The sequence below is a fragment of the Acinetobacter sp. USHLN143 genome (assembly GCF_037145695.1).
GTDB lineage: Bacteria > Pseudomonadota > Gammaproteobacteria > Pseudomonadales > Moraxellaceae > Acinetobacter > Acinetobacter fasciculus.
On sequence record NZ_JBBCWZ010000360.1, the window covers coordinates 1 to 218 of the forward strand.

General features: G+C 35.8%; 1 protein-coding gene. It reads left to right on the plus strand.

Features of this window, described 5'->3' with window-relative positions:
* A partial coding sequence (locus WFH18_RS18390) for an IS1 family transposase (protein ID WP_336755476.1) occupies window positions 1–218 on the plus strand: 218 nt, incomplete at both ends.

Here is a 218-nt window from a genome sequence, read left to right on the forward strand (position 1 = left end):
CACTTAGCCAATCAAAATATCAACTTCGAGCACAGCAAAGTCATTATGAAACCCTTGAAGTAGATGAGTTTTGGACTTTTGTTGGTCATAAGCAAAATAAACAATGGCTAATTTATGCCTATCATCGAGAAACAGGTGAAATTGTTGCTTATGTATGGGGTAACCGAGATTTAGCCACTGCAAAACGACTTAAATTAAAATTGAAGCAGTTAGGTGTA